The sequence below is a fragment of the Dyadobacter sp. 32 genome, assembly GCF_902506755.1.
Lineage (GTDB): Bacteria > Bacteroidota > Bacteroidia > Cytophagales > Spirosomataceae > Dyadobacter.
On the sequence record NZ_LR735258.1, the window covers coordinates 3,103,259 to 3,129,503 of the forward strand.

A 26,245-nucleotide genomic window follows, 5' to 3' on the forward strand; every position below is an offset into this window, starting at 1 on the left:
TTTAATCATAATAAAATCATTTGGGAGCATCCCGCCAAAAGGCGGGATGCTTTTTTTGTTACAGTCCTCTTTCTAAATTTTAAAGAAAATTACCTGACTAGTTTCTGTCTAAGCCAAACATCATCCAATGTTTGCGATTGCCATGACGATCTGGTCAATTGTAGTGATAAAACCTTTTCATCAATCCTTTTCCTGTAAACCTCTATCCTTGGATCATTGTCGGCAAGTCTGTCCGTAAGATATGGCAACGTGGTAGTACCCAAAGAAGTAACGTAAGCCATGTCCAATTCTTCAGCGAAATTAACATTGTACCACACGATCACCCGATCCCAGTCCGCAATGCCATATAATGCCAGTACAAAATAGAGCGTCCATGCATTACGTCGGAGTAAATACCAGTTTGTCTTCAAATTCTGAATTTTATAGAACGTGAAGAGTAATCCAATAGCCGTTAAGACAATACCAATAAATACCCAGATTCGCTTGTAGGTAAGTCCGTACAAATCGACATAGAGCATATTTTTATAACAGGTAAAAAGAGCAAGCAACCCGTTTAAAAGAATCCATACCATGGCCATCCGTATAAGTCGGGCTCGCCCGCTGTAAAAATTTTGATTTCCCCGGAAGTAATACATCATCAGCAAAATGGCAATTACAATACTGATCATCAAAGTTTCGAAGCCCTGGTGTACCTGCTGGGAATGATTGCTATGACTACGTACCATCTGAGGAATAAAAACCTGCAGCATGTTAAAAACGAGGAAAATGGAGATCAGCAAGTTCAGCATACCAAACATCGCTCTTCCCTGAAGGTTTTCGTAAGCCAGCCCCAGTGCTTTGCTGCCTTTATTCTTAGATTTATATCTTTTCAGCGCATCCACCTTGTCTTTATCCCATTCTACGAGACCTGCGAGTCCCCAGGGGAAAAAAAACGGAGCCGTAATTATTACCCCCATAAAAACATATCCCGCCAGTTTGAAATTCAGCTCGAAATCGGGAAAACTAATATCCAGAAAAAAATCAGGGTTGGCAGAATAATATAGCAAATAGAATAAAACAGACACTGTTGCAGGTGCCACATACAAATACGCCTTACTGGAGGTAATCCCAGAAACAAAAGGCAACTCTGCCAGACTTTTTCTCATATCAGCCCATAATACAGGGACTGACGCTACCAATGCCGACCCGATACTTCCTAATAAACCATTCAACAACAAAACCGGCAAACTACCTTTCGGCGAATACATCAGACCTGCTACGACAAGAGACGACAGGTAGTACATCAGCGAAGAGGTAAAGTCACCATGCCAAAAAACCGCCAGTGCCGATATTAAATGCCCGCCTGCGCCGAGCCACCATTTTCTTTGCGTTTGCAATTGATGATACCAGGTCAAAAAAGAAACCAGAACCATCGAAAAAATCAGCCCATTAAGGCCCAGCGACTCCTCATAGAACAGCCAGGTATGAACCGCGATAAACAATGACCAGAAAGAGTATAACATAGATCGGGACATAATGATATAGTTTAAAAGTACTTTGAATTGCAAAGTAAAATAATAATATCCACCCGCACCAGTGAAATCAATAAAAAACTTCACCGGTAATCAGCATTTTATCTTTCGGTTCGAAAAATCTTAGTGTTCCAAAATCACCATATACGTTCCCCATTTCAACCGGTTATCACGATCTTTTTGGAATTGTTCATTCTTTATAGTTACTTGGACAAGATTCGAAAAACAACTGATCCTTAAACCCTTACTACAATGCAAAATTTTACCTTCGCCGGAGTAGGAAATCGACTTGTAGCCCAAATAATCGACGCACTGATACTTGGGTTTGTGATGTCAATCATTTTTATCCCCATTTTTGGTTTCGGTATATTTACAGGCTCAACCAACTTCAATGATGAAGGCGCGATTGCAGCTATGGTAGGCCTGGCAATGATCCCGATGATACTTCTGGCTATTGCAGCCCCCATATTGTATGAGGCCTACATGGTAAGTTCACCAAGACAAGCCACCTTTGGAAAAATGGCCATGAAGATTAAAGTGGTAGACGAAAACGGCCAACGACTGACTTTCGGTTCTTCACTTGGCCGTGCACTAATCAAATACGTAAGTTCTAATTTGTGTATCCTGTTGTGGCTCTGGCCTTTATTTAACGACAAGGAGCAATCCTTACACGATTTGGTTGTAAAAGGATATGTGGTACGCGCCTAAAACAGGTAGTAGCAGAAGGCTCACCATGCTTGTATTTGCGATCGCTGTGGTGAGCTATTATTTCCTGAACGACCCTTCCACAATGCACCTAGGAATTCCGTGTCTTCTGCGTGAAGCCACGGGGTGGTATTGCTGGGGATGTGGTGGACAACGGGCATTTCACCAGCTCTTGCATGGGAACTTCGAAGCAGCACTAAAACTCAATGCTTTGGTATTTCCCTGTTCAATTCTTTTTGGCTATATTTTGTACGCTGAACTTACAGAAAAGCCTTTCCCGTACCGATTCCTGCGCCTACGAGTTGTACAAATAATAGCCGTGAGTACCATGTTGATTTACACGGCCTGGAAAAATTTAATCTAAATTTGAAGATCTGTAAAACAGGTAATATATCAGCGCGCAATCTCAATTTTAAACTTTTTGCCCTTCATCTTCTCCTCTTTAATCAGACCGAGCATTTGCTTGACTTTGTTTTTGCGTACGGCTGCAAAAGAGATGTTATCCTTCACTTCGATCAGCCCCAGATCGTTTTTTCCCAGATTGCCCTTTTGCAACAGGAAACCCACGATGTCCATTTTATTTAGTTTGTTCTTCTTCCCACCACTCAGGTAGATGGTCGTCCATTCGGGAGTTGGCGGCTTGGTGAAAGTGGCAGGAAGGGATAATATTTTGGGTGGATAAATAATGTACTCTGGTAATTGCTCATCACTATTCACAAGAATATAAGCCGTGCCTTCCGACTGCATCCGGGCCGTGCGGCCATTTCGATGTGTAAATTCATCCCCTTTCATCGGCATCTCAAAATGAATCACGTGCTTCACATCCGGAATATCCAATCCCCTTGCCGCCAGATCCGTAGCCGCCAGGTACAACACCGACCCGTTGCGAAAGCGCAACAAGGTACGCTCCCGGTCTTCCTGTTCCAGTTTACCATGAAAAAACGCACACTCAATACCTTCCTCTTTTAAAATCTCACTGATTCGTTCAACAGAATCCCTTTGATTACAAAAAATCATCGCCGATTCGCCGCCAAGTGTACCCAACAGCCTAAGCAAACCACTCATTTTTTCTCCTCTCTGCGAAACGATCTGAACAAGCGTCAGACCGCTCGTCCGGTTCTTATTGGTAATAAAATCAAGCTCAACCGGTGTTTTCACCTTCACAAATGGCGGTATTTTGGAGCCCGCTGTCGCAGAAACCAGAACCCTCTTTTTGACATTTCGGAGATTGGCGACTATTTCTGTCATTTCTTCCTGGAACCCAAGTTGCAATGATTTGTCAAACTCGTCTAATATCAACGTGGCAATACTTCTGTATGAAAACGATTGACGGTGCATATGATCTAATAACCTGCCCGGCGTTCCGATCAACAAAGCTGGCGGCTCGGTAAGGCTTCTTACTTCGGTTTGCATGTCATGACCTCCATAGCAACAAGTAACTTTAAACCCGGTCGACATTTTCCTCCACACCTGCTCTATCTGCAGCGCAAGCTCCCTAGTGGGGACAATGATCAGACACTGCACCTGATCCACATCCTTTGACAAAAGAGTAAGTACCGGCAAAAGGAAAGCCAGTGTTTTCCCTGATCCGGTTGGCGCTAGCAGAAGAATTTCAGGGTTTTCAAGAATGGCCGTGTTGGCGGCCTGCTGCATTTCATTTAATGCAGAAATATTCATTCCGGAAAGAATGGTCGAAAGGTTGGGTTGATCTGACATGTGACAAAGGTACTTGTTCGTAAAAGCATATCATGTGAAAAACCGGAATCATTTTATAAGTCCAATAAATTGGGTGGATTCAGGATAGGGCATGATACAAAATATTTGGTTCGCAATGGAGCAATATACCCTTGGTCACTAAAAGTAAAAGCAGCCCTACCGGACTGCCTTTACCAAAATAAAGTTTTTACTGAATCAACCTGTCCCTTGACTGTCGCTCGATCATCCAGGCCGGATACTCTGGTTTTATCGCACTCACCCGATCCAGAATTGCAAGTTCCTCTGCCGTCAGGGTCACGTCTACGGCGGCAATATTATCCAACAACTGATCCGGTCTTTTGGCGCCTATGATAACACTGGTAACCGATTTCTGATGCAGCAGCCAAGCCAGCGCTATCTGAGCTACCGACACACCGTGGTTCTCAGCTATGGGCTGTATGGCTTCAATGATATCGTATGCCTTTTCTTTATCAACAGGTGGAAAGTCAAAAGAATCACGGCGGTTATCGCCCGTAGATTCATTGTTTCTGGTAAATTTCCCCGACAAAAAACCGCCTGCCAAAGGGCTCCACGGCATCAACGCGAGGTTTTGGTCTTTCATCATGGGAACCAGTTCACGTTCGAGCTCACGCCCTGCAATGGAATAATAGTGCTGACAGGCCACAAACTTTGTCCATCCGTTTTTTTCGGCAATCCCGTTGGCTTTCATAATCTGCCAGGCAGTATGATTACTCACGCCAATGTAACGTACTTTCCCTGAGCGAACCAGATCTTCCAGCCCCCGCATGGTTTCTTCCAGAGCGGTGTATTCATCCACGCCATGCACATAAAAGACGTCAATATAATCCATCCCCAGTCTATGCAGGCTCGAATCCACCGAGCTCATCAGGTGCAGTCGGGATAGCCCGATCTGATTGGCACCAGGATACATGCGACCTCTTGCTTTCGTTGCGATCACCACTTCATCGCGGCAAAGAGCCAGATCCGTAAATGCAGCTCCCAGCATCTCCTCTGCTCTGCCGTAAGAGTAAACGTTGGCGGTGTCAAAGAAATTAATTCCCTTTTCAAAGGCAGTTTTCACCTGTGCGGTAGCTTCTAATTGATCTACCTTACCCATAACCTCAAAATAGCCTTCACCACCAAAGGTCATCGTGCCCAAGCAGAGCTCTGAGACCAGCACACCCGTGTCACCTAAAAATTTGTATTTCATAGTTAGTTTAGCGGTTTAAACAAATAATGATTTTGTACCCATAAACATTCCCTTTCCAACGGATTGACATCTCACTTAATCAAACAGATCTTCGGAGCGTTCCAGCATCAAAATGGAGGATTGAGGTACGATGACGTACTTTTGACCATCATATTCCAACTCAATGGCATTTCGCTGTAAATAAATAGCGATATCCCCCTCCTTGGCTTGCAAAGGCATATACTTCACTTTTTCTTCGGTTTCCTTCCAGGGTTCATCTTCGGTAGCCACAGGAATCGGATACCCTGGCCCCACACGAATTACGTACCCACTCTGTACCTGCTCCTTTTCTGTTATTGTGGGCGGCAAATACAATCCGCTATTTGTACGCTCATTTGGATTTTTAGGACGGATCAGCACCCTATCCCCTACTACAATAAGGCTTCTTAAACGATTGTCAGATGTAACTTCAAACATAAATTTTAATTAAAATTGGATCGGCTGGGCGCCCCCCGGCTTTTGGCTTTTGAAATAAATGCATTAAAACGGCACGCCTGGTCTATTTTACCTGAATACCTCATAGTCTTGTATCCTCTAAAGGCCTACTGCTACGGTATTCTTGTCAACACCAATTATTCCTGAATTGTTTTCCGGATTAGGTTAAAACTGGAAGTAGATAAACTGGTTCTTATTTACCACACCAAGAAAATAGGTTAGAAACGCTGTTGAAATAAAAAGCAGAAAAAATAGTGCTGTATTTCGGGTCTGTATTTTTTGAGCAAAATGTTCTTTGACAAGCAGGAACAGGATAAGAAATACACAAAACCACATTTCCATCTGGTTGAAGGGTGTTTTTATTGGGTCCAGCCATGACAGTGTGGCTATTTTTTTAAGGATAATCATGGAGTTGCCAATGGAGTTTCTAAAAAACACCCATGCAATTGAAACCAACCCAAATGTGATCAAAATACCTCCGAGCCTGAAAATTCCATGTTTTGGTATGACCACACCTACCTTTTTCAACCATTTATCCCGTAATGAAGCAGTCACCTGATATACGCCATGAAGGCCACCCCAGACTACAAAATGCCAGCTGGCTCCATGCCATAGTCCGCTGACAAGAAACACAATAAGCTGATTTCGATATTTATTCAATTCACCCTTTCGATTTCCGCCCAGTGGAATGTAAAGGTAATCCCGAAACCAGGTGGACAAAGAAATGTGCCATCTGCCCCAGAATTCGGAAATGGAAGCTGATTCGTATGGAGACCGGAAGTTGTCCATCAAAGTGAATCCCATCACGCGTGCGGCGCCGATCGCGATGTCGGAATAACCCGAGAAGTCACAATATATCTGAAAGGAGTAAAACAGCGTCGCGACCAATAATGTCAACCCATTCTGTTCACCCGGTGCATCATAAGCATAGCCTACTACCACCGACAACCGATCGGCGATTACCATTTTTTTAAAAAACCCAAAAGCCATCTGCATGAGTCCGGATTTTACCTGTTCAAAATCATACTTGAAATAGGTATGAAACTGATACAGCATGTTTTGTGGACGCTCGATAGGCCCTGCAACCAATTGAGGATAGAACATCACGTACAAGGCATAGATGCCAAAATTGCGCTCAGGTTCCTGATTGCCCCTGTAGACTTCTATGGTATAGCTCATGGCCTGAAACGTATGAAACGACAAGCCAATGGGGAGTATCACCTTACCAGCACCATTCACCATCCAGTCAGCGATCTGATGGGGAATCAGGCCACCCAATGGAGGAATGACCGAACGTATATGTACTGTATTGAGAATGTGATTGATGGAATGTTCCAGGAAATCATAGTACTTGAAGAAAGCGAGAATCCCAATATTGGAAATCAGGCTGATAATAAGCAAAAGCTTTTTTTGTTTAAAGTTTTTGCTCTGCGCTATCCATATGCCTGCGTAGTAATCAATAACAATAGTTGCAAACAGGATCAGAATAAATACCGGCTTGAAAACCATGTAAAAGTAGCAGCTTGCCGTCAACAGAAGTATCCATCGTCCTTTCCATGAAAGACTGAAATACGCAAGCGTAACTACGATAAAGAACAAAAAAAACTGTATGGAATGAAAATGCATCGGGTCAGATATACTCGCGGTTAACGATCTCTTCTTTTACGATAAATAAGGGCCTGTTTTTTGACTGGAAAAATATACGCAGCACGTATTCACCAATGATGCCCAGTGCCAGGAGCTGAACCCCGCTGAACAGAATAATAACAAAAAGCAAAGCGGTAAAACCTTCAATAACCTGAGCAAAAAACAATTTCTTTGCCACAACAATCAGAAAATAAATCAGAGAAAGGGTGATGGCAAAAACCCCTACCCTGCTCATAAATTTGATTGGAAATTCACTAAAATTGAATATCCCGTTATAGGCTAACTGAAACAGCTGTTTAAAAGAATATTTCGACTCCCCGGCTACCCGTTCGTCACGTTCATATTCATATCCCACCTGATTAAATCCAATCCAGGACCGCATACCTCTCAGATATCTGCTTTCTTCCGGCATCTTGTTCATTACATCCACCACCCTGCGGCTGATCAATGCAAAATCTCCACTATCCAATGGAATCTCTACATACGAAATGGACCGAAGGAGCCTGTAAAAGACATGATAGCCTGTGCGCTTAACAATTCCCTCTTTCCGCTTCTTTCGCACCGCAAACACCACGTCGTTACCTTCTTTAAGCAGCTTATAAAACTCGGGTAGAAGTTCCGGAGGGTCCTGCAGGTCCCCGTCAATAACGAATAAGGCCTCCGAACCCCGCGCCAGACTGATGCCGGCTGTGAGCGCCAGTTGATGTCCATGATTTCGTGATAAAAACACTCCATGATATCGACTGTCTGTCAGGGCCAGCTGCCTTATTTTGAGCGCAGTATCATCCTTGCTACCATCGTCAATCAGTACTACCTCTATGGACAACTCACTTTGGTCCATTAGTGCATTGATCCGCTGTATCAGTAGCGGAAAGGATTCCGACTCATTGTAAAGCGGTGCAACAATCGATATTTGGGGAGTTTCCAATTTATCTCATTTTAAAAATAAGGAACTACTTTTATACTTAAACCTGATCCATTAAGGAACAGTGACGTCACCAATAATACCTGCGGTGGCATTTCCGCCTGCTATTCTGACAAGACCTATTTTATATGAACCAGGCAATAGCGTAGACAAAGGGATTTCAATCTGAGAACCCTTGCTAAACTCCTTTAATAAATTCCGCCCCACGTATTGATTCTGATTCATTTTGAACAAATACGTACGATTTTCACTCACGATAAAAGGATAGTTTCCGTCATTATAGCCGTAACTGTAGGTATTTATGGAGTCGCGAATACCAATTACGCCCGCTTCAACGCGTACCAAAACACCCATATCGCTTGGCGGCAAATCTTTAACTCTTGTGACCGCCGGCATCAGTAAAGAGGTTTCGGACGGATAGGTATATATCCCTTTCCCGACCATTTCCTGCATCAGGCTATCAACATATTCAGCCCCTTTGGAAAAGGGTACATGTCCCAAACCAAAACCGTTGAATTGCTGATTGTGCCCATTTACAAGCAAGTATTTTCTTCGTTCCGATATAGTGGGGAAATAATTAAATGCCGAGAGTATCCAGACAACTATACTGACCGCGAGCACGATCCTGAATCCCGTCGACTGCAGCTTGCTTCCGGCGGTTGCAGATAAGAAAGCCAGATAACACACCGTTAAAAATAGTGCAGGGTAAAGCTTATAATTGCTTACCAGCATCACAAAAAACCCGAATCGGGGACGCAGCAAGCCAATAACCAAAGCATTGACAAGCAGAAACACCATAACCCCCAACATAAATGCTGCGAGCTGCCGACCTTCCGTTCTTTGCGGTGTAAATCGCTGCACATATTTCGGCACTCGTTTGGGAAAATCCAAATATTTCTTCAACCACGGAATCAGAAGCGACAGAAGCCAGATAAGCACCCAGGTTAAAACCACTATACTACTGATGACCGGAAGTACGGAACGAAATTCGATGCCGAGCCACGGTGCCAGGTCAAAAAGACCGCCTAAAAATGCTAGAAATCCCAGTACGGAGAGGTGCGGATTTTTGACAAGAAAGTCTAAGCTGGATTCATTTCCCTGGGCAGACATACCATAAAAATAGAAGCCCACCGAAACGATCCCAAGCAATAGCCAAAATCCGAGTTGCCGGTAATTGTATCTAAAAATAAGAATGACCGCACCACCAACCCAAACAAATATCCCGTTACTCATGGCAAATGTGGCACAAACGGCCGTCAACATTGCCCATCCAAAACGTTCTTTGGAAAGCAAATACATCGAGAGGCAAACGAAGAATATAACCGGCTGATGCTGAAGACTGCATATGGACCATACAAAAATAAGGAAATCCTGAAGCTGAAAAAGCAGAAAAGGAACCGGCAGAAAATACCACCAGTTTATCTTGCTGCTTTTGAACGAAGTCCATAAAATGAAGCAGGTTCCAAGCGTGAAACAGGCACCGGCAATCTGTAAAAAAAAGAAATCAAGCTTCCCTGTAATTAGGTAATAAACAAGCACAAGCAGTTTACCGAAAACCATCCGATGCTCATTATTGGGCTGAACGACAAGCCTGAATCTTTCCAGAACCGACCCCTCATTGTTGATCCATTGACGCAAGAAGTCGGGAAATGGGTCAAAATCGTCGAACCAGGGGATGTTAACACCATATAAAACAATGACAATCACCCACAATAGAATGGGTAAAAGCATCAGACAACTGATCATTATTTTATTATTTCTGTTCACTGCGCTTTTCAGTCATGTAAATAGCCTCTTTGCCGAAATAGCCAGCCATGCATTTGTTCCACCAATGCTGAGGATTGGTTTTTATGTCTTCATTGAGCACAAATATCGATTCCGGTAAATTCACCAGGGCCGGAAGATATACGATCGCCTCTTTCGAATTTTTCACAAGTGCATACCTTTCAAAAACCTCCTTATCGTAGGCGGCCGCCTTACCCTTCAGCAGATCGGTATAGATCATGCGGACATTTTTACTTCGGACAAAGGTAAAAACAATGGCCAGCGACAAAAATGTGCAGAAAATCCCGTATCTCACCATCGACAAATCAAATCTGGTCGTTCCGCCTTTTACAGCATAATGGAACACGACACCAATTAAATAAAACCACCCGATCAGGAAATACAAATACACGCAGTTGATAACCCGTGGCGTGGGATCAATTCCCACACCATAATACGAAGGAAACAGCTGTGAAGCCAATACGCCAATGAACAGCAAAAATGCGAACCATACCGGAACTGCAAAATAATTTCTTGCACCTTCTGAAAGCCTGGATAACACAAACAGCCATGCGAAGGAAAACAAAATGAGGGGCGTTCGGATAATCCATCCGTAAGTTAATTTCAGCAGCATTTTGAATGACGAGGTTGCAGAAAACACCAGGTCCTTGCTCATTGGATTGCCCCCGAGGCGAATTGAATTACCAGGTGATGCAAAAAGAAAATAGCAGGACAAAGCCGCCACTACGACAGATGCGGCCATAAGCACGTCCATTTTTCTATGGAAAATCAGGCGATAACTGCACCATCCACCTAGCAGGAGAATGACCACCAACAGATTGGTTTCACTGCATCCGATAGCACAGAATATCAATAGAAGTGACAATAACCCAGGTAAAATCCTGGCACTTTGGTTATCCTGACGATACCATCGAAGTACCAGCACCACCCAGAACAGTGTGAGGATACTGGGAACGGTGTAGGTAACAAAGGCTGCCATCCAATAAAATGCTTCCACAACACTGGCCATTTGCAACACAAACAGAAAAAACACAACACCTGCAAAGCCAAAGTGAGCCATGCGGGACAAAGTAGGTGTGAGATGGCGAAAAAGACTGTATAACGCAAAAACAAATGCCGCTAACAAGACAACCGGTAATACTTTAAATCCGGTTACTGAATGAAACAGAAGCGGATTGGAGTGATTCAAAAATATTCCAAAATAACGGCCAGTCCACCCGAGATAATAAGCTTTCATGCCACCAACCCATCCAACTTTAAATACGGTATCTATGAAACAGTAGTCATCTGCTGGAGAAGGATGGTTGTAATAGGAAAGCGCAACAAGCGGTACCAGTACAGTTAACAGCAGCATGATGTTGATCCAGTTGCCCGCTATTCTGTATTTCTTATAGAATTTATTCATTGACTATTTTTTCAATAATATACCTGGGGCGGCCTTTTACTTCTTCGTAAATTTTGCCAATATACTCCCCGATCAAGCCAAGGGCCATCATATTGGAACCACTGAAAAAGGTAAGCGGTAACATGGTGGATGTCCAGCCCGGTACTGTAAATCCGATCAGATAAGATGACAGGATATAAACCACAATCAACATCGCCAGAGAGAAGTTGAGTACTCCAAAATAAAGAACGAGTCTCATGGGGAATGTGGAGAAGGAAGTGATTCCATTCCATGCAAACAAAACCATTTTACTCAATGGATACTTGGTTTCCCCGGCAATCCGCTCAAGACGATTGTAAACCACCTTATCACTTCGGAACCCTATGAGGGGTACCACGCCACGCAGAAAAAGATTAATTTCCTTGTAATTACCCAACTCCTGGAGTACTCTCCGATCCATCAGTCTAAAATCCGCATGGTTAAAAATGACAGGAACGCCCATCTTCTGCATTACTTTATAAAATCCTTCTGCCGTAGATCTTTTAAACCAACTATCCGAACTCCGGTCACCCCGAACTCCATAAACGATCATGGCTCCTTCCGCATGTTTTTCGATCATGCCGGTAATGGCATTGATATCGTCCTGCAAATCCGCATCAATGGTTATAAAGCAATCAAAATCATCGACATGCTGTTCCAGACCAGCCATTATCGCACTCTGGTGACCAAAATTTCTCGATAGCTTGACGCCAATAATCAAATCATCTTTTGCACAAAGATCCTCGATAATATCCCAGGTTTTATCCCGGCTGCCGTCGTTTACCAGGCAAATTTTACTGTCGGTACTGATCAGCCCACGCCCCATAATATCTCTATAGTACTGGCTCAGGATGGAATAGCTATGATTCAGAATTGCCTCCTCATTATAACAGGGTACGACCAATAGCAGGCGTGAAGGCTTCATTTATTATCTGGTTGGTTCAATCGGCAAAATTAGTGGTTATTATTTGATTTCAGAGTTTTTAACCCAACTGACCAATCGAAACCCATCTTTATAACAGCAGATAATTATTATCCGGTATGCGGTGAGTGCCTCAGAATGAAAGGAACCTGGCATAATCAGGAGCAAAGTAAAATGCTATATCTCAGCACGTCTCCTAAACAATCTGCGCTTATGCAATAATGGGTATAACAACACCGCAAGCAGAATAAGGATGGTTCCAAGGTAAAAGCCATCTGTCATCCTTTCTTTTTCACCAAAAAAGAAAAATGCTAAAGCTATGCCGTAAACGGGCTCCAGGTTGATGGTAAGATTAATCAGATAGGCCGAAAACTGTCGCATGAGCTGTGTGGCCATGCTGCTGGCATAAACGGTACATATCCAGGAAAGAAAAAGAATCCAGACCCAATCATACCCAACCGGCCAAATCGGATCCGGGGAAGTCCAGCCTCTCCATTCAGCAAACATCAGGATGATCATTGAAAAAATACTCGCCCCTACCATTTCATAAAAGGTGATCACAAAAGCATCGATCCTTTGCACCAGCCTGCTATTGGCTACGGTGAAGGAGGCAGCAAGGAAAGCCGAGGCAATAGCCAACAGCAATCCGAAAGCATGATCAAATTCAAAGCGGAAAACTACGTAAAGGCCTGCAAAAGCTAAAATGCCAAGGCCAACCTCCAACAGGCGAACAGGCCTTCGGTTTACCAGCGGCTCAATAAGACTTGTCCAAAGCGAGGTGGTGGCCATACCAGCAAGGCACACCGACGCAGTGGAGACCCTGGCAGAGGCAAAAAATAAAATCCAATGAGCGGACAACAACAGACCTACCAAAAGCATTCTGATCAAATCCCTGGTGCTAACCGTGAAACGCTTTCTTTTTAACCTTATCAACACGAGAAGGCCAAGGGCAGCAAATAAAGTGCGGTAAAACACCAGGGCGACGGGTGATATGGTCACAAAAAGACCAACAATGGCTGTGAAGCCCCAGATTAATACCAGAAAATGCAAATGTAAATACGACCTGAGATTCAATCCGGAAAACATTAACGAGGGAGCGTCTTGTACAAGATAAAGCCAATGAATGAAAAAACAATGTTTGGCAGCCACACTGCAAAAAGCGTGTTAATGGTACCTGCTTCAGCTACACCCTTAGACAACAAGAAGAAAAGTATGTATATAAACGCCAGCATAAAGCCTAGAGCGATCTGCCATCCAACCCCTCTTCTGCTCTTACGGGCCGATACGATCACCCCTATTGCAGTCAGGATCAGAATGGCGAACGGTTGTGTGAACCGTATGTATTTTTCAATCAGATACACCTCAAGTCCATCTGCTCCCCGGCTTTTGAGCAGGGCTATATAGTCGTTCAGTTCAGGTAGTGTGAAAGTCTCGTAGAGATTATAATCACTTTCAAAATCTTTCGGGTAAAGATTGATTGTTGTATCTATCGCCGTACCTGTCTTGATGGTTTCACCCATTTTATCAAAGGTCCGTACCTGATAGTTCTGCAAGGTCCACTTTTTCTTCTTGGGCTGCCAGACCAATTTATCTGCCGAAAATTTCTGCAGCAACTGATTTCCCTTTACCGTCTCCATTGTAAATTTATTGCCGGTCTGCGTGGAAATATTATAGCTTTCCAGATAGGCATATACATTTGGAGCAATGGTAATATGTACGTTTCTGGATCCAAAATAGAACTCCTGCCTCACATAGGTTTTTTCAAAGCTATTACGAATCTTATTTGCTTTGGGCAGTATCCATCCCACCTGAAGAAATGTGATGCCTCCAAGTACTGTGGCACCCACCATATAGGGCAGCAAAAGCCTGCCAAAACTAATACCACTACTGAGAATGGCAATAATTTCAGTACGGGCCGCTATTCGCGAGGTAAAAAAAACGGTTGCAATGAAAACCATCAAAGGACTGATGTAATTGATCCAGTAGGGAATCAGATTGAGGTAATAATCAATCAGGATCGCTTTTAAGGGTGCTTTTTTGTCAAGAAAATCATCCACCTTCTCGGTGTAGTCGATCATACAGATGATGAGTACGATCACAAAAGCGACAAAGACATAGGTAATCAGGAAATTCTTGATCAGATAACGATCCAATATTTTTAATCTCATGGCTGGGTAAGTCTCATCCGCGTTGCACTAATAAATTCTTTGAAACTTCCAGACTTATAAACAACGTCCGGCTACCGTCAATGCGTACGGAGGCGGATTTATCGTATTCATTTTTTTCTTCTATTTCAATCTCGCATCCGAGTGTAATACCCGACCTGTCCAAATGCTGGAGAAATGGAGGCGCGTGATCCAAAACACCCATCATCAGTACTTTCTCGCCAATTTGCACATCAGTCAGGATCAAATAATCCGGCTCGGTAAGGTTTCCCTTAGCATCCGGAATAGGGTCCCCGTGGGGGTCAAACCTTGGATGTCCAAGAAATGCATCGAGCTTTTCTACCAATACTTCTGATGGGATGTGTTCGAGTTCCTCTGCAATATCATGAACTTCATCCCAGCCAAAGCCTAGTTTTTCAACCAAAAACACCTCCCAGAGCCGGTGTTTGCGAATCACGTTAATCGCTACTTTCTCTCCGCTCTCCGTTAATCTTACACCCTGGTATTTTTTATAATGTATTAACCCCTTTTCTGCAAGCTTGCGAAGCATATCGGTGACCGACGCGGCACGTGTTGAAGTACTTTCAGCCAAAGCATTTGTACTTACTTCCAAACCTTCCCTGCCAGACAAAGCGTGGATGATCTTTAAATAGTTTTCTTCTGTGAAGGAATTTTGCATAAGTATTAGCTAAGAGCGGTCAGGCAATAGCCACTGGCGTTAAATATGGTCGCTCTAAAACTTCATGACGTAACAGACATTAAAGAATCTGTAATTTGAGCGAATCACAAAAGTACGATTTACTAATCAAATTAAAAAAAATTTAGACTAACCTAAAATATATTTAAAAGTACACCTATCTTTGTTTTCAGTATTCAGAATTGATATTGTAGCTGATAAAGAAATGCCAGACAACCCGTTATCCAAAAAGGACTTTTCCCAAAAATTCGTTGCCCACGATAATCAACTTGCTTCGCTTTCAGAAGTGCATTCGTCAATTGCTGTTCCTGAGGGAGTAGGTTTTTGGAAAAAACTAATGGCATTTACCGGACCCGGGCTGATGGTTGCTGTGGGTTACATCGATCCGGGCAACTGGGCCACTGATATCGAAGGTGGATCGCGATTTGGCTATGCATTACTTTCGGTTATCCTTATTTCCAATCTTTTTGCAATGCTGCTGCAGCATCTGGCTTTAAAACTTGGGATTGCTTCGGGCCGGGACCTTGCACAAGCTTGCCGCGATTATTACTCAAAACCTGTATCGCGAATGCTTTGGGTATTATGCGAAATAGCCATTGCCGCAACCGACCTGGCAGAAGTAATTGGTTCGGCAATAGCCCTAAACTTACTTTTCGGATTGCCACTTCCGGTGGGTGTGGTGGTCACTGCCCTGGATGTATTGATCATTTTATACTTTCAGCAAAAGGGATTTCGCCTCATTGAAAGCATTGTTGCTGGCCTGATGGGCTTGATATTATTTAGTTTTTTATACGAAATGATCGTTTCGCAACCCTCAGTATCAGGAATTTTAGGTGGAATTTTACCAAAGACACAGATTATTACAGACCCCGGCATGTTATATATCGCTATCGGAATACTCGGAGCGACTGTAATGCCTCACAATTTATATCTACACTCTGGCATTGTGCAGACCCGCGCTTTCAAAAGAGATGACGAGGGGAAGAAAAGTGCCATAAAATTTGCCACGATCGATTCAACCGTCTCACTGGGACTTGCTTTTTTCATCAATGCTTCCATTCTCATCCTGGCCGCAGCAACTTTTCACAGCTCTGGACATTATGAAATTGCCGATATTACAGACGCCTATCACCTGCTCGATCCGTTACTGGGTGTTGAACTCGCAGGTATTTTCTTTGCACTGGCTTTACTTGCGTCTGGTCAAAGTTCTACACTCACCGGAACCCTGGCCGGCCAGATTGTCATGGAAGGATTTCTCAACATCCGGCTGAAGCCATGGCTGAGGCGCCTAATTACCAGAGGAATAGCAATCGTTCCGGCGCTTATCGTAGCTATTCTTTATGGAGAAAAGGGAACCGCTGACCTGCTGGTATTCAGTCAGGTAATTCTGTCGTTACAACTTAGCTTTGCGGTAGTACCACTGGTGGTATTTACTTCAAACAAAACCATGATGGGTAAATTTGTCAACTCCAAGCCAGTTAATGTTATCGCCTGGACGGTTAGTGCAATCATCATGAGCCTCAATATCTACCTGCTATTCCGTACACTACTTTAGGAGCACAGTCTTTGAATCAAATTTATTTTTGCATTCCAGTATCTTCTTTGAAAGCGGTTTCCTAACTTTCGCCGTTTTTAACCTGATTGAATGGAATCCAAGCATCATCTCGACAAATTGTCTGCCGCCGGCATCCTTGTTGCATTCGGTATTATTTACGGAGATATTGGCACCTCGCCACTCTATGTCATGCAGGCGATTATCCTCAATGAAAAAATTACAGAGGAAATCATCTATGGGTCCATTTCCTGCATATTCTGGACGCTAACCTTACAAACCACCGTTAAATATGTGATCCTGATACTCAGGGCCGACAACCGCGGTGAAGGAGGGATTTTTGCGCTTTATGCATTGGTAAGGAAACATGCGAAATGGCTCACCGTTCCCGCCATTATTGGTGGCAGCACTTTGCTGGCTGACGGGATTATCACTCCGCCCATTTCCGTCGCATCCGCTGTTGAGGGGTTACAGCTCATTTACCCCGACATTCAAACTATTCCTATTGTAATAGGAATTCTTACGCTGATTTTTATTATTCAGGCTTTTGGTACCAAAGCAGTCGGTAGAGCTTTCGGGCCTATCATGGTTACGTGGTTTGTGATGCTGGGTGTACTCGGTGTATATCAGATCATCGAACACCCGGAGATCCTCAAGGCCTTTAATCCAAAATACGGCTTTGACCTGCTTACCAATCACCCCGGGGGATTCTGGATGCTGGGCGCTGTATTTCTTTGTACCACGGGTGCAGAAGCTCTCTACACCGATTTGGGGCACTGCGGCAGGGAAAACATTCGAATCAGCTGGATATTTGTCAAAAGCTGCCTGGTACTTAACTATTTCGGACAAGGAGCCTGGTTGCTTTCTGAGGTTGGAAACCTGCTGAACTCGAGAAAGCCTTTTTATGAGATTATGCCCGAATGGTGGTTGTTACCAGGAATCATCATAGCAACTTCAGCAGCGATTATCGCCAGCCAGGCATTGATATCTGGTTCTTTTACGCTGATTTCAGAAGCAATTCGCTTAAATTTCTGGCCAAAGGTTCGCCTGGTATATCCAAGCGACCAGAAGGGGCAACTTTATGTACCGAGCATCAACTGGTTATTATGGCTTGGCTGCATGGCTGTCGTACTGTACTTCAAGGAATCTGCAAACATGGAAGCGGCCTATGGACTTGCCATTACGATGACCATGATCATGACCACGATACTGTTTTCATATTACCTGTACTTAAAAAGAGTCAATCTTTGGATTGTTATTGGCTTTATGCTTTTGTATTTGACCATCGAAGGGTTGTTCTTAGGAGCTAATTTGCTCAAATTTGCCCATGGTGGATGGTTCACTATCCTGATTGGCGTTCTGGTTGCCGGGCTCATGTCTGTGTGGTTAAGGGCATTCTACATCAAGTTGCGGTTAACAGAGTATACAAAATTAGAAAAATACGTCCCGGCATTACACGAACTCAGCAGGGATATCAGCATTCCAAAATACTCCACACACCTGGTTTTTATGACCAATGCCTCACGCGCATCCGAAATCGAAACAAAGGTCATTTATTCCATTTTTCAGAAGAGACCCAAGCGAGCCGATATTTATTGGTTTTTACATGTGGACACCACCGATGATCCTTACACCATGGAATATAAGGTGATGGCCGATGATGATGACGATGACAACATTATCAAAATCAATTTCCGTCTTGGTTTCAGAGTTGAACAACGGATCAACCTTTTCTTCAGAAAGGTGGTGGAAGATATGGTTATGAATAAGGAAGTGGATATTACCAGCCGATATGAGTCGCTTAATCGCCAGAATATCACCGGAGATTTCAGATTCGTAGTTTTGGAAAGATTTCTTTCCTTCGAAAACGACCTGCCCTTTGTAGAGCAGCTCGTCATGAAAACTTATTTCTTTGTCAAAGATTTTACTACACCGGAAGACAAGTGGTTCGGGCTAGACAGTAGTTCTGTAAAAATTGAAAAAGTACCGCTTATCATTCGGCCCGTGGAGAATATAAAACTCAAGAGGGTTTATAGCTGATAAAAAAACACTTACAGAGAAGTGAAAAGGATCGGGTTTCATATAGAGACCTGATCCTTTTTATTTGACAAAAATTCGATAAACACCCTGATATACACATTGAAATTCAACATTTTACATCTCTAATTCAAATACAATTGCTCCCTCCATCCTGTAAGATCAGACAGATGGTCGTTCGGAATAAACCTCAAAAACGTGACTTCAATACACTCCTAACGTCACTAAATTCCTCGTAAACGTTCCGAATGATGCGTAAAAAAAATGATGTCTTACTCAAAAGCGCCTTCGAAGAATCCTTTCCCGATCTTCTACGGTTCTTCTTTAAAGGCGCTGAGACCATATTTGACATGCACAAAGGCTTTGAGTTTATGGATAAGGAACTGCATGAACTCTTTCCGGAACTTGACAAAAAGGGTGGAAGTCGTTTTGTTGATATGTTGGTAAAATCTTTTCTGATCAATGGCAACGAAGAATGGATACTGATACATCTTGAAATACAGCACAAAAACGACAAAAATTTCCCAAAAAGAATGTTTCAGTACTTCTACCGGATTTACGACCGGTATAACGTACCCATTACTGCAGTTGCAATTTTCACCGGCGACAGTGTAACCAACCGACCTACACATTTTGAGCACCGCTTTTTAGGCACAGAAATCAGATATGAATACAACGCTTACCATATTTTCGACCACAACGAGAGCGAGCTGCTAACAATGCACAACTTGTTTGCACTGGTAATTCTGGCGGCACAGAAGGCCTTGCTGATGGGCAAAATACCGGATGAAGATTTAGGGCAACAACGACTGATGATTGCAAGAACACTGGTACAAAGTCAAAGGTACGACTCTGAAAAAATCAGGCGTTTTCTATTCTTTTTGAAGACTTTCATACACATTGAAAACCCCAAAATAAATTTTAACTTTGATAAAGAAATTGATTTTTTAACAAACAATCACAACGCGATGGGAATCATTGAAACAATCAAGATGATCACTAGAGAAGAGGGACGCGAAGAGGGACGCGAAGAGGGACGCGAAGAGGGACGGGAAGAGGGGATTAAAATGGGACTGAAAGAGGCATCCGAGAGAAAAGACTACGCGTTTGTTAAGAACCTCCTTTTAAATACTGACTTCGAAACTGCCAGGATCGCTGCTCTTACAGGGGTAACCGAAGCTTATGTGAGCAAAATACGTTCGGAAATCAGTAGTTAACAAGCTGGCCGGGAATAGAAATTCTAACGAGCAATTAGAGTGTTATGGGAATCATTGAAACAATTATGATGCTCAATAGAGAAGAAGGGCGTAAAGAAGGCCGTAAAGAAGGCATTAAATTGGGACTGAAAGAAGCAGCGGAGAGAAAAGACCACCAGTTTGTTAAAAACCTCCTTTTAGATACTGACTTCGAAATTGCCCGGGTCGCAGCTCTTGCAGGAGTAACCGAAGAATTTGTGGCAAAAGTCCAGTCGACCTTTATGCGTTAACATCTTAGGAAAATTGCTATTTTAAATAAACTCCATCCTCTCCATCTCTGCTTAGAACTACCTCTACATGCTCACGAATAGTGGTACTCAGCGAATAACCCACATAATCTGCGTGAACCGGGAATAAATGATGGCTGCGATCCACCATGACAGCCACCTGAACCTTCTTCATCCTCACCTTTAGAAATGGTTCCAATGCAAAGGCGAGGGTTCTTCCGGTATTAAGTACGTCGTCTGCCACAACCACCACCTTATTCTCAACCTGAACAGTCTCGCTATCAAACAAAATTGGGCTCTGGTGATGAATGTTCTTGTCGAAACGCAACTCGATAAGCTGTATCTCAAGCGGTGAAATATCACGTAGCTCATTCGCAAGTTTACCTGCAAATGCATAACCTTCACCCTCAATACCAGCTATGAGTAAACTGCTCTCTTCGAAGTTCTGCTCATATATTTCAAAGGCGATCCTCCGTATTTTTTGACTTGTCTGTAATGAACTTAATATCTGGCGTCGTACCGTGTTGCTATTTTCAGTCATTGCATTGTGAAGATTCTTGAAGAAGTAAAGTTAGATAATGCGCTTGAAAACTACCGCTTCATCTCAATAAAGTTACGAATCCAGGATGCTACTTCCAGGTCATTTAATGTCATTTGAAGACTTGAGATGCCCGTTGCAACCTTTTCTTGTCCAATGCGTTCCACACGAAGTTCCATTAAAGCCTGGTCATATTCTTTGGAAAATTCAGGATGTGCCTGAATACCCAGCATGTTATCACCAACCTGAAATATGGCATTTGGGCAATCTTCAGTTCTTGCCAGCAATAAACTTCCCGTGGGCAATTGTAACACCTGATCCTGACACATCATCAAGAGATTAAAGACTGAAAGTGAGGGCGCCATCCATTTTTCAGTTCTTAAAACTTCAAAAGAGTGAATACCCACACACCAACCCACTTCAGATTTCTGAACCTTCCCTGCCAACGACTCACCCAGCAACTGATGTCCAAAGCAAATACCCACATAGACTTTTCCCGAATCGCGAAGCTCCCGAACAAAAGCTTGTAAACGAACGATCCATTCTTCGTTGTCATAAACAGAATTTTTCGAACCGGTGCAGATATAAGCATCGCATTCACTGGTATCATCAGGAAAGTGCCCGTTGCAAACATCATAGAACTCAAATCCCCAATCAGGTGCAACTTGTGCAAACAACGCAGGGAACATCTGTCGATAGTCCCCTGCAATATGTTTCAACTCATCCCTTACGTGGTCACACTCCAAAAGTCCGATTTTCATTTCCAATAGCAGTGAGCAGTCAGCTTTGGGTCACGCGGCGGACCGCTGTTAGCCCAATAACCCTTTTACAGATTTTGTTTAAATATTTTCTTAATGACAGGAAACGGAAAGCAACAATCCTTTGGTATTGCAGATTTCACAGATATCAGCTTAAGGGCATCTTCAGATGAAAGGACTTTGGCCTTGTCAGTGCTTCATAACCGACTGTCGAAAGTGTACATCCACGACCCGAATTTTTCACCCCTGTCCAGGCGAGTGCTGGATCCAGATAATCACAACGATTCATAAACCATGTGCCTGTTTCTACCTGCTCGCCGATTTTCAAGGCCGTCTCCAAATCCTTCGTCCAGATGGAAGCCGTAAGACCATACTGACTGTCATTCATTAAGCGGATCGCCTCTTCATCACTTTTTACCGGCATGATCCCAACTACCGGCGCGAAAGTTTCCTCCGTCATGATCTCCATAGAATGGTTCACGTTTACCAAGACCTGAGGCGCAAGATAAGGTGTTCCCGGCTGGTTGGCAGGAAAAAGATCCGGATCTATCAATGCCTTAGCACCCTGCCCTACGGCTTCATCAATTTGTTTCTGAGCAAAATTAGCAGCGGATACCCTTACCATGGGGCCAAGCGTAGTCTCCGCATTTAATGGATTCCCCAGCGTATAGGTCTTAGTCATTTCTACAAAGCCTTCTATGAATTTTTCATACACGTCTTCGTGCACATAAATCCGTTCAATACCGCAACAGGACTGTCCGGAATTAAAAAAAGAACCATCAACCAGATTCTCAATCGCATCCGAAAGATCTGCATCGGCCCGAACGTAAGCAGGATCTTTGCCCCCTAGTTCCAGACCGCCTACAATGAATCGTTTATTGATAGCTTGCTGCACTGCATGACCTCCTTCCACAGATCCGGTAAACGCGACATAATCAACCCGCTCGTCACCAATTACATCAGCCACCTGCTGATGACTCAAATGCAGGTATTGAAAAACACCCTCCGGCAGTCCGGCATAGTCAAATGCGGCAGCATAGCGCTCTGCGCAAAGTGGCGTTTGTTGCGCATGTTTCAGAATCACCGCATTTCCCGCCATAATTGCAGGGATAACAGTATTTACCGATGTCAGATAAGGGTAATTCCATGGCGCAACTACGAAAACCACACCTAAGGGATCACGACGAATAAATCTTTTGAAGCCCTGAATTTCTTCCACTTCCACATCAGCAAGTGCTTTACCTGCGATCGATATCATGTAGTTGGCACGATCATTAAATCCTTTGCGAATTTCATTTGCCGTGTAACGGATTGGCCTGCCCATTTGCCAGGTAAGTTCCAGCCCTATTTCATCCGCATTATTTAAAAAGTACGCTACTGCTTTCCGACAAATTGCTTCCCGTTCAGCAAGCGTGGTTTTTCTCCATTCTCTTTGGGCCAGAACGGCCTTTGCCAGCGCTGTCTGAACCTCGGAATCGGCGGCCAATGTACGTTCAACATAGACCGACCCGTCAATAGGGCTTATTGTTTTTTGTGTAGACATGGGTTTTCAGGGGAAAAGAGGAAGGAAAGATGGCCAATGGAAGAACAAGCAAGCCATTTCTCCCGTGGGTCCACCCTCCCTTCTCCAAAATTAAATCGGTGTTACATATGCGGAAGTTATACCGCCATCTACGAGAAAATCAGTTCCAGTTACAAATGACGATTCGTCAGAGGCAAGGAACAATGCAGCATAAGCCATTTCCTTTGCTTCACCAAAGCGACCCATGGGGATATGAACCAGGCGACGTTGTTTTTTCTCTTCCGTATTCAAAAATTTCATCAGTAATTCTGTCCGTAACGGACCCGGACACAACGCATTAACCCTGATATTCTCTCGTGCGTGAATAACAGCAAGCTCTCGCGTCAAAGCCAAAACGGCCCCCTTACTGGCGGTATACGCGATTTGCGGAGTAGCCGCTCCTAAAATGGCGACAAAAGACGCTGTATTAATGATCGATCCTCCCCCGGCACGCTGCAGTGCAGGAATACCATATTTGCAACCAAGGAATACGCCCTTGGCGTTGATATTCATGGTCAGATCCCAAATGGATTCTTCGGTACTCATGGCATTATCATCGTCGCTGTGCATAATCCCTGCGTTGTTGAAGATGATGTTGAGCTTACCGAACTTCTCCTCTGTGAATTTTACAGCAGCTTCATTGTCAGCAGCTTTGGATACATCTGAATGTATGAAGTAAGCTTCGCCTCCGTTTGCATTCACTTCGTCGGCCGTGGCCTGCCCTGCTTCGTCATTTACATCGGTCACCACGATCTTTGCACCTTCCTTAGCAAATAACAAGGCCGTTTCCCGACCTATTCCACCGCTTCCGCCGGTGATGAGCGCAACTTTATTTTCTAATCGCATTTTTTGTTTATGTATTAATTATGTGATGATTCTATACTTCAAATAAAGTCTACACAGAGGTTTTTGAAAACAGCTATGAATAGCTCTGCGAATCCCTGCGTATAATATGCTTTAAGCTTTGTGTTTCTCCTTTTCAAACTCCGAGTATCTCTGTGTAAACTACCAAAGGGTACTATATCTGTTCAAAATACCTTTTTCTTTCCCAGTCTGTTACCGATTTGTCGTAAGCCCGTTGCTCTGTTTTAAAGAAATGACTGTAGTGCTCCACAACCTCGGCGCCAAATGCCTCTTTAGCAAATTCGCTGTTTTCAAATAAGGAGGTTGCTTCTGCTAATGTGTATGGAACTCGGGGCAAATGCGCAGCTGCATAAATATCACCCACAAATATCTCTGGAGGCTCAATCTTATTTTTTATTCCAGCCAGCCCCGAAGCCAATGAGGCTGCGAATGCCAGGTACGGGTTACAATCGGCCCCGGGAATGCGGCATTCAATACGTAAGCTAGGGCCGCTTCCAACTACACGAAAACCTGCTGTTCGGTTGTCATAGCTCCACGCAAGACGTGTGGGCGCCCAGGATCCATCCACAAAACGTTTGTAAGAATTTATAGTTGGAGCATAAAACGGCATCACATCCGGTACATGTTTGATCCAACCGCCCAGAAACCAACGAAACAGGTCGGAACCTTTTACCGGACCGAAGGCCGTGTCACCCGCGAAAGCATTTTTACCATCTTTCCACAGGCTCATGTGAATATGGCTGCTTGATCCTGCCTGATCGGTAGTAAATTTGGCCATAAAGGTTACAGACAACCCCATTGCATCAGCTACTTCCTTCATGCATTGCTTGTAAATCACATGGTTGTCGGCCATCGGGAGGACTTCCGAATAGCGTACATTCAATTCATGCTGCCCCAGCCCCCACTCCCCTTTCGAAGTTTCAACGGGTATACCCGACTTCTTAAGATGACGGCGAACCGCAGAGGTAAACTTCTCGTTACGTGTGCCTTGTAAAATGTGGTAATCCTCCAGATAGTATCCCGCCGGGGATAGATTTTGATAGTTTTGTTCGAACGCTTGTTTATATGTGTTCTCAAGAAGGTAATATTCCAGCTCCGACGCAGCGAAACATTTCAGATCATCCAGTGCAAGAACATCCAGTTGTTTTTTCAGAATGGATCTCGGGGCGATTGATTCCGGCCGGTGCGTCTTTTCGTTGTGCAGATCACAAACAATCATGGCTGTTTTGTCCAGCCAGTCTGCTACACGCAAGGTTGACATGTCTGGCACCATGTGGAAATCACCATAACCCAGTTCCCAATTGGCATATTGATAACCCGGTACCGGATCCATTGCCATATCGGTAGTAAGCAAATAGTTACACCCATGTGTACCTGATTTTACCACACTATCCAGAAAATACTCCGCGTCTACCCGTTTACCCATCAAACGGCCGTAATGGTCCGTAAATGCCACCACAACCGTTTCAATCAGGTCGTCGGCCACCATTTTTTCAAATCCTTCTAATGTTAACATGTTCTTTATTTATGGAGGCACTTAACGCCTCAACTGGGGTCAAAATGAGATCAGCGCAATTTATCCATTTTCGCATTCATAGGAAATTTTATCAGCACCTTTTTACCTGAGGCTTTTTCCAGCATTGGCGTAAGTATTTTCCGTGCGTTATCCTTGGTCTGCTCTATAATTCCCATATCCAGGGCTGATTTCTGGATTTGCTTTTCTGCCTGTTTATACGCCTCCTGAACCAATTTACCTTCGTCAGTAAAAGCGTATTCGGTATTATATATTTTTGATTTTTCATGATCAATTTTAAAAACACAAAGCTCCGGCTCCGGCATATTCACCACCAGCGTTTCCTGCTCGGTAGTAATATCAGCAATCTTCATTTGGGTCAAATCCACACAGCCGATCGCTTCACCTTGCACAATCAGCACCGCTTTTGCATTGGGCAACCAGGTTTTTATCACTTCCTGCTCCACCACGTCCTTGAAATTATACTTAACCAGTTCCAGTTTCCCCATTGCGGTCATTTCCTGCAAAACAATCGTATGAACCGATTCCGTTTTATCTTCTCCTGAAAGCCAATCGGGGAACCAGTTACCGGCACTAAAATTGCCCCAAAGTGTTTTCAATCCTACGAGAATGACAATAAACACAAGAAAACGGACGAGCCAGGACAAAAATCGCATAGGTGGTTGCATTGGTGATAATTTAAGAAAAACAAGTTACCATATTTTGCGATATAGTTGGACCTCTATTCCATTATCGATA

The 26,245-nt window shown here is 43.7% G+C and carries 24 protein-coding genes; 6 read left to right on the plus strand and 18 right to left on the minus strand.

Annotated elements, in window-relative coordinates:
• Positions 1 to 89: 89 nt before the first annotated feature.
• Positions 90 to 1,514 carry a DUF4173 domain-containing protein gene (locus DYADSP32_RS12660; protein ID WP_149242393.1) on the minus strand — a complete coding sequence of 475 codons (1,425 nt, stop codon included), beginning with the start codon at positions 1,512 to 1,514 and terminating at the stop codon, positions 90 to 92.
• Between the two features lie 249 nt (positions 1,515 to 1,763).
• Between DYADSP32_RS12660 and DYADSP32_RS12665 the strand changes: the two genes are divergently transcribed.
• On the plus strand, positions 1,764 to 2,219 hold the full coding sequence (locus tag DYADSP32_RS12665) for an RDD family protein (protein ID WP_149242392.1): 456 nt from the start codon (positions 1,764 to 1,766) through the stop codon (positions 2,217 to 2,219).
• Between the two features lie 82 nt (positions 2,220 to 2,301).
• Positions 2,302 to 2,580: a DUF2752 domain-containing protein gene (locus DYADSP32_RS12670; RefSeq protein ID WP_414618163.1), complete on the plus strand. Its 279-nt coding sequence runs from the start codon at positions 2,302 to 2,304 to the stop codon at positions 2,578 to 2,580.
• Between the two features lie 29 nt (positions 2,581 to 2,609).
• Here the strand turns inward: DYADSP32_RS12670 and DYADSP32_RS12675 are convergent, their stop codons facing one another.
• From DYADSP32_RS12675 to DYADSP32_RS12725, 11 genes are all read right to left on the minus strand, one after another.
• On the minus strand, positions 2,610 to 3,932 hold the full coding sequence (locus DYADSP32_RS12675) for a DEAD/DEAH box helicase (protein ID WP_149242390.1): 1,323 nt from the start codon (positions 3,930 to 3,932) through the stop codon (positions 2,610 to 2,612).
• A 187-nt stretch (positions 3,933 to 4,119) separates the two neighbouring features.
• Positions 4,120 to 5,142 carry an aldo/keto reductase gene (locus tag DYADSP32_RS12680; RefSeq protein WP_149242389.1) on the minus strand — a complete coding sequence of 341 codons (1,023 nt, stop codon included), beginning with the start codon at positions 5,140 to 5,142 and terminating at the stop codon, positions 4,120 to 4,122.
• Between the two features lie 75 nt (positions 5,143 to 5,217).
• Positions 5,218 to 5,598: a co-chaperone GroES family protein gene (locus DYADSP32_RS12685; protein WP_149242388.1), complete on the minus strand. Its 381-nt coding sequence runs from the start codon at positions 5,596 to 5,598 to the stop codon at positions 5,218 to 5,220.
• A gap of 183 nt (positions 5,599 to 5,781) precedes the next feature.
• Entirely contained in the window at positions 5,782 to 7,242 is a 1,461-nt protein-coding gene (locus DYADSP32_RS12690; RefSeq protein ID WP_149242387.1) for an MBOAT family O-acyltransferase, read from the minus strand.
• 4 nt (positions 7,243 to 7,246) lie between these two features.
• Complete coding sequence (locus DYADSP32_RS12695; protein WP_149242386.1) at positions 7,247 to 8,191, minus strand: glycosyltransferase family 2 protein; 945 nt, start codon at positions 8,189 to 8,191, stop codon at positions 7,247 to 7,249.
• 51 nt (positions 8,192 to 8,242) lie between these two features.
• Positions 8,243 to 9,934, minus strand: a complete 1,692-nt coding sequence (locus tag DYADSP32_RS12700) for a hypothetical protein (protein ID WP_414617722.1) — start codon at positions 9,932 to 9,934, stop codon at positions 8,243 to 8,245.
• A gap of 7 nt (positions 9,935 to 9,941) precedes the next feature.
• Entirely contained in the window at positions 9,942 to 11,378 is a 1,437-nt protein-coding gene (locus DYADSP32_RS12705; protein WP_149242385.1) for a DUF6056 family protein, read from the minus strand.
• Positions 11,371 to 12,321, minus strand: coding sequence for a glycosyltransferase family 2 protein (locus tag DYADSP32_RS12710; RefSeq protein ID WP_149242384.1), 951 nt, complete (start codon positions 12,319 to 12,321; stop codon positions 11,371 to 11,373). The genes DYADSP32_RS12705 and DYADSP32_RS12710 overlap by 8 nt, the downstream gene beginning before the upstream one ends.
• A gap of 174 nt (positions 12,322 to 12,495) precedes the next feature.
• Positions 12,496 to 13,404 (minus strand): DMT family transporter, encoded by a 909-nt coding sequence (locus tag DYADSP32_RS12715; RefSeq protein WP_149242383.1) that lies wholly within the window; start codon positions 13,402 to 13,404, stop codon positions 12,496 to 12,498.
• Positions 13,404 to 14,486 carry an LptF/LptG family permease gene (locus DYADSP32_RS12720; RefSeq protein WP_149242382.1) on the minus strand — a complete coding sequence of 361 codons (1,083 nt, stop codon included), beginning with the start codon at positions 14,484 to 14,486 and terminating at the stop codon, positions 13,404 to 13,406. The genes DYADSP32_RS12715 and DYADSP32_RS12720 overlap by 1 nt, the downstream gene beginning before the upstream one ends.
• Positions 14,487 to 14,499: 13 nt before the next feature.
• A complete protein-coding gene (locus DYADSP32_RS12725) occupies positions 14,500 to 15,162 on the minus strand; it encodes a metal-dependent transcriptional regulator (RefSeq protein ID WP_149242381.1) in 663 nt (220 codons plus the stop codon).
• Positions 15,163 to 15,385: 223 nt separating this feature from the next.
• Here DYADSP32_RS12725 and DYADSP32_RS12730 point away from each other — a divergent pair, with 223 nt between their 5' ends.
• The 4 genes from DYADSP32_RS12730 (at position 15,386) to DYADSP32_RS12745 (ending at position 20,255) form a co-directional block, all read left to right on the plus strand.
• Positions 15,386 to 16,735 carry an Nramp family divalent metal transporter gene (locus DYADSP32_RS12730; RefSeq protein ID WP_149244863.1) on the plus strand — a complete coding sequence of 450 codons (1,350 nt, stop codon included), beginning with the start codon at positions 15,386 to 15,388 and terminating at the stop codon, positions 16,733 to 16,735.
• 90 nt (positions 16,736 to 16,825) lie between these two features.
• Entirely contained in the window at positions 16,826 to 18,772 is a 1,947-nt protein-coding gene (locus DYADSP32_RS12735) for a KUP/HAK/KT family potassium transporter (RefSeq protein ID WP_149242380.1), read from the plus strand.
• Positions 18,773 to 19,017: 245 nt separating this feature from the next.
• On the plus strand, positions 19,018 to 19,986 hold the full coding sequence (locus DYADSP32_RS12740; protein ID WP_414617723.1) for a hypothetical protein: 969 nt from the start codon (positions 19,018 to 19,020) through the stop codon (positions 19,984 to 19,986).
• Positions 19,987 to 20,030: 44 nt separating this feature from the next.
• The gene (locus DYADSP32_RS12745) at positions 20,031 to 20,255 is read left to right on the plus strand and encodes a hypothetical protein (protein WP_149242379.1); all 225 of its coding nucleotides are present in this window, start codon (positions 20,031 to 20,033) and stop codon (positions 20,253 to 20,255) included.
• A gap of 16 nt (positions 20,256 to 20,271) precedes the next feature.
• Here the strand turns inward: DYADSP32_RS12745 and DYADSP32_RS12750 are convergent, their stop codons facing one another.
• The 6 genes from DYADSP32_RS12750 to DYADSP32_RS12775 form a co-directional block, all read right to left on the minus strand.
• Positions 20,272 to 20,793: a phosphoribosyltransferase family protein gene (locus DYADSP32_RS12750; RefSeq protein ID WP_149242378.1), complete on the minus strand. Its 522-nt coding sequence runs from the start codon at positions 20,791 to 20,793 to the stop codon at positions 20,272 to 20,274.
• A 50-nt stretch (positions 20,794 to 20,843) separates the two neighbouring features.
• On the minus strand, positions 20,844 to 21,551 hold the full coding sequence (locus tag DYADSP32_RS12755; protein ID WP_149242377.1) for a glutamine amidotransferase-related protein: 708 nt from the start codon (positions 21,549 to 21,551) through the stop codon (positions 20,844 to 20,846).
• Between the two features lie 145 nt (positions 21,552 to 21,696).
• A complete protein-coding gene (locus DYADSP32_RS12760; protein WP_149242376.1) occupies positions 21,697 to 23,091 on the minus strand; it encodes an aldehyde dehydrogenase family protein in 1,395 nt (464 codons plus the stop codon).
• Between the two features lie 90 nt (positions 23,092 to 23,181).
• Positions 23,182 to 23,955: a glucose 1-dehydrogenase gene (locus DYADSP32_RS12765; RefSeq protein ID WP_149242375.1), complete on the minus strand. Its 774-nt coding sequence runs from the start codon at positions 23,953 to 23,955 to the stop codon at positions 23,182 to 23,184.
• 172 nt (positions 23,956 to 24,127) lie between these two features.
• The gene (locus DYADSP32_RS12770; protein WP_149242374.1) at positions 24,128 to 25,489 is read right to left on the minus strand and encodes a glutamine synthetase family protein; all 1,362 of its coding nucleotides are present in this window, start codon (positions 25,487 to 25,489) and stop codon (positions 24,128 to 24,130) included.
• 50 nt (positions 25,490 to 25,539) lie between these two features.
• Entirely contained in the window at positions 25,540 to 26,175 is a 636-nt protein-coding gene (locus tag DYADSP32_RS12775) for a DUF4230 domain-containing protein (protein WP_414617724.1), read from the minus strand.
• Positions 26,176 to 26,245: the final 70 nt, after the last annotated feature.